This is a genomic window from Microbacterium sp. (assembly GCF_031988965.1).
GTDB lineage: Bacteria > Actinomycetota > Actinomycetes > Actinomycetales > Microbacteriaceae > Microbacterium.
Map to the genome: position 1 here is coordinate 1 of NZ_DALZXX010000187.1, position 4502 is coordinate 4502.

The 4502-nt window shown below is 70.6% G+C and carries 3 protein-coding genes and 1 pseudogene; all 4 read left to right on the plus strand.

Translation table 11 applies throughout. From position 1 onward, the window contains the following. Positions 1 to 377, plus strand: a pseudogene (locus RTM68_RS17115) (hypothetical protein); the annotation flags it as partial. Positions 378 to 462: 85 nt separating this feature from the next. Continuing rightward, complete coding sequence (gene pta / locus RTM68_RS17120; RefSeq protein WP_312173263.1) at positions 463 to 2586, plus strand: phosphate acetyltransferase; 2124 nt, start codon at positions 463 to 465, stop codon at positions 2584 to 2586. Continuing rightward, entirely contained in the window at positions 2583 to 3803 is a 1221-nt protein-coding gene (locus tag RTM68_RS17125) for an acetate kinase (protein WP_312173266.1), read from the plus strand. Before pta ends, RTM68_RS17125 begins: the two co-directional genes overlap by 4 nt. Positions 3804 to 3950: 147 nt before the next feature. Further along, on the plus strand, positions 3951 to 4502 hold a 552-nt coding region (locus RTM68_RS17130), incomplete at its 3' end, for an HAD family hydrolase (protein WP_312173269.1).

Genomic DNA, 4502 nt, shown 5'->3' on the forward strand with positions numbered 1-4502 from the left:
TGCGGACGGCATCCGCTCTGGGGTTCGGCCGCGACGGGCAGATCCTCGGGGTGATGACGGCGATGGGCGAGAGCAGCCTGCGCAACATCGACTACGGCGACTGGGAGACCAGCGGGTTCACGAACCCCGACGGCAGCCGGACGACGAGCATCGGCCTCTTCCAGCAGCAGGAATGGTGGGGCAGCGTCGAGCAGCGGATGGATCCGGCGACCGCCGCGACCCTCTTCTACGAGCGGCTCGCGCGGGTGCCGGAGTGGCATGCACTCGACCCCTCGCTCGCGATCCATCGGGTGCAGATCAATCTCGACCCGACCTACTACACGCGGTATCAGGCCGACGCGACCGCCGTCGTCGACGCGCTGTCGGCGCCCTGCTGATCGTCACGACGCGATCGTCGCGTCGGGCCGATTCTCACGGCGGGAGACCAGGGAATCCATGGTGAGGTGCACCTAAGCTGGGGGCGTGGCGCAGAGCATCTACATCACCTCGGCCGAAGGCCATACCGGAAAATCCACGATCGCCCTCGGCGTCCTGGACGCGCTGATGCGGGTCACCCCGCGGGTCGGCGTGTTCCGACCGATCGCGCGCTCGGTGACCGAGCGCGACGAGGTGCTCGAGCTCCTGCTCGCGCATGACGGCGTGCAGCTCGACTACGACGACTGCATCGGCGTGACCTACGACGACGTGCGCGACGACCCCGATCGGGCGCTGTCGACCATCGTCGCCCGATTCAAGGCCGTCGAGGCCCAGTGCGATGCGGTCGTGATCATCGGCAGCGACTACACCGATGTCGCCAGCCCCGCCGAGCTCGGCTACAACGCCCGCATCGCCGCGAACCTGGCGGCACCCGTGCTGCTGGTGCTCAGCGGCCGCGACCAGCAGCGGCAGGCCGAGCAGCTCGGCACCACGACCGCACGCTCGGCAGCGGCGGTCGGTCAGATCGGCGCCCTGGCGCTCGCCGAGCTCGAAGCCGAGCGGGCCGAGCTGTTCGCGGTCGTCGTGAACCGCGCCGACCCCGAGGCGCTCACCGACATCGAGGCGGCGGTGGCCGCGGTGCGTCCGGCGCGCAGCACTCCCGTCTGGGCCATGCCCGAGGATCGCACCCTCGTCGCACCGTCGATCCGCGGCATCCTCGCGGCGGTCGAGGGGCGACTGATCAAGGGCGACCCCGACCGGCTCGCACGCGAGGCCCTCACGATCGTCGTGGCCGGCATGTCGATGGTCAACGTCCTGCCGCGGCTCACCGAAGAGGCGGTGGTGGTGATCCCCGCCGACCGCACCGAGGTGCTGCTCGCCACGCTGCTCGCCGATGCCTCCGGCACCTTCCCGCGGGTCGCCGGCATCATCCTGAACGGCCCGTTCCCGCTGCCGGAGCCCATCGTGCAGCTGCTGGACGGCTTCCCATCGACCGTGCCGATCATCGCGACCGACCTCGGCACCTACGACACCGCGGTGCGGGTCATGGGCGCACGCGGCCATATCTCGCCCGAGTCGCGCACCCGCTACGACCGCGCGCTCGGCCTCTTCCAGACCCACGTCGACATCGCCGAGCTCACCACCCAGCTCGGGCTCGCCGAGTCGCGCGTGGTCACTCCGCTGATGTTCGAGTACGGCCTGATCGAGCGGGCCCGCGCCGACCGCCGCCGCATCGTGCTTCCCGAGGGCGACGACGACCGCATCCTGCGCGCGGCCGCGACCCTGCTGGCACGCGAGGTCGCCGACCTCACGATCCTCGGCGACGAGACCGCCGTCCGGGCCCGGGCCGTCGAGCTGGGCGTCGACATCTCCGCCGCCCAGGTGACCAGCCCGACCGATCCCGAGCTCGTCGAGCGCTTCGCGACCGAGTACGCACGGCTGCGCTCGCACAAGGGCATCACGGTCGCGCAGGCAGCCGACACCGTGACCGACGTGTCGTACTTCGGCACCATGATGGTGCACCTCGGGCTCGCCGACGGCATGGTCTCGGGAGCCGCGCACACCACGGCGCACACGATCCGCCCGTCGTTCGAGATCATCAAGACCAAGCCGGGCGTGAACGTCGTCTCGAGCGTGTTCCTCATGGCCCTCGCCGACCGGGTGCTCGTGTACGGCGACTGCGCCGTGATCCCTGACCCGACCAGCGAGCAGCTCGCCGACATCGCGATCTCGTCGGCGGCGACCGCCCGTCAGTTCGGCATCGAGCCGCGCATCGCGATGCTGTCGTACTCGACGGGGGAGTCGGGGTCGGGCGCCGACGTCGACAAGGTGCGTGCCGCGACAGCCCTCGTGCACGAGCGGGCTCCCGAGCTGCTCGTCGAGGGGCCCATCCAGTACGACGCCGCGGCCGACGCCGCCGTCGCGAAGGCGAAGCTGCCGGACTCCGCGGTCGCGGGGCGAGCGACGGTCTTCGTCTTCCCCGATCTCAACACGGGCAACAACACCTACAAGGCGGTGCAGCGCTCCGCCGGCGCCGTCGCGATCGGCCCGGTGCTGCAGGGCCTCAACAAGCCCATCAACGACCTGTCGCGCGGCGCGCTGGTCGACGACATCGTGAACACCGTCGCGATCACCGCGATCCAGGCCCAGGCGGAAGGGACGGCGTCGTGACCGCGATCCTCGTCATCAACAGCGGGTCGTCCTCGCTCAAGTACAGCCTGCTCGACATCGAGAACGAGAACGAGCTGGCGAGCGGCCTGATCGAGCGCATCGGACAGGATGCCAGCGCGATCACCCACACCGTGCGACCCGACACGACAGCGGATGCCGTCGTCACCATGCTCGATGCGTCGTACGAGGACGAGCGTCCCGTGGCCGACCATTCAGCCGCCTTCTCGGTGATGCTCGAGCAGTTCGAGACCCACGGCCCGTCGCTCGTCGAACGCGCTCCGGCCGCCGTCGGGCACCGCGTGGTCCACGGCGGCGCGCGCTTCTACGCGCCCACCCTGGTGACGCGCAACGTCGAGGAGCAGATCGAGGAGCTCGCGGTGCTCGCTCCTCTGCACAACCCCGCGAACCTCGCCGGCATCCTCGCGGCGAAGGCCGTGTTCGCCGACGTGCCGCACGTCGCGGTGTTCGACACGGCGTTCCACCAGACGCTGCCGCCCGCGGCCTACACCTACGCGATCGACGCCGAGCTCGCGGCGCAGCATCGCGTACGGCGCTACGGGTTCCACGGCACGAGCCACCAGTTCGTGAGCGAGTCGGCGGCGGCGTTCCTCGGGCGCGACCTGGGCACGCTGCGTCAGCTCGTGTTCCACCTCGGCAACGGGGCCTCGGTCACCGCGATCGACGGCGGGCGCTCCGTCGAGACCTCGATGGGCCTCACACCGCTCGAGGGCCTCGTCATGGGCACGCGCTCGGGCGACCTCGACCCCGCGGCGCTCGTGCACCTGTCGCGCCGCGCCGGCTACTCGATCGACGACCTCGACGCGCTGCTGAACTCGCGCAGCGGCCTCAAGGGACTCGCCGGACGCAGCGACATGCGCGACATCCTCGCCGGTCGCGACGCCGGAGACGCGGCGGCCACCCTGGCGTTCGACGTGTACATCCATCGACTCCGCGCGTACGCGGGCTCGTACATCGCGCAGCTCGGCGGTGTCGACGTCATCTCGTTCACCGCGGGGGTCGGCGAGAACGCCGCGCCCGTGCGTGCCGAGGCCATGGCGACGCTCGGGTTCGCCGGGGTCGAGCTGGATCACGGACGCAACGCGGCGCGGGAGCGCGGCATCCGCCGCATCTCGACCGACGCCTCACCCGTCACGGTGCTCGTGGTCCCCACGAACGAGGAGCTCGAGATCGCGCGGCAGACCGCCCGGATGCTCTGACGTGCACTGACCGCTGGAGACCCGGCTGCTGAAGACCCGACCACCCGAATCCCGTTCGGGGGTTACCGCCGACGCCCCACCGCAACTACGCTTGCACAGTGGCACGGAGAGGTGCCGGAACCCCTCGTCCTTCTCCTGGAGGCTCCTGTGCCCGAAGCACTGCCCGATCTGCTCCGCGCCGACGGTGTCCTGTTCGACCTCGACGGCGTGCTGACGCCCACGGCCGAGGTGCACATGCGCGCCTGGAAGGTCGTGTTCGACGACGTGTTCGCCCGCTGGGGCATCGAACCGCCGTACACCGATGCCGACTACTTCGACTACGTCGACGGCAAGAAGCGCTACGACGGCGTCGCGAGCCTGCTGCACAGCCGCAACGTCGAGGTGCCGTGGGGCGCGGTCGACGATCCGCCCGAGGCCGAGACGATCTGCGGCATCGGCAACCGCAAGAACGACGCGTTCGCGACCTCGCTGCGCGCCGAGGGCATCGCGCCCTACCCCGGTTCCCTCGCGCTCGTCGAGATGCTCTCCGCTGCAGGCATCCCGCTCGGTGTGGTCTCGAGCTCGAAGAACGCCGAAGAGGTGCTCGGTGCTGCCGGCATCCGCTCGTTCTTCCGCATCGTGGTCGACGGCGTCGTCGCCGAGCGCGACGGCCTGGCCTCGAAGCCGGCAGCCGACATGTTCGCCGCCGGTGCGGTCGCG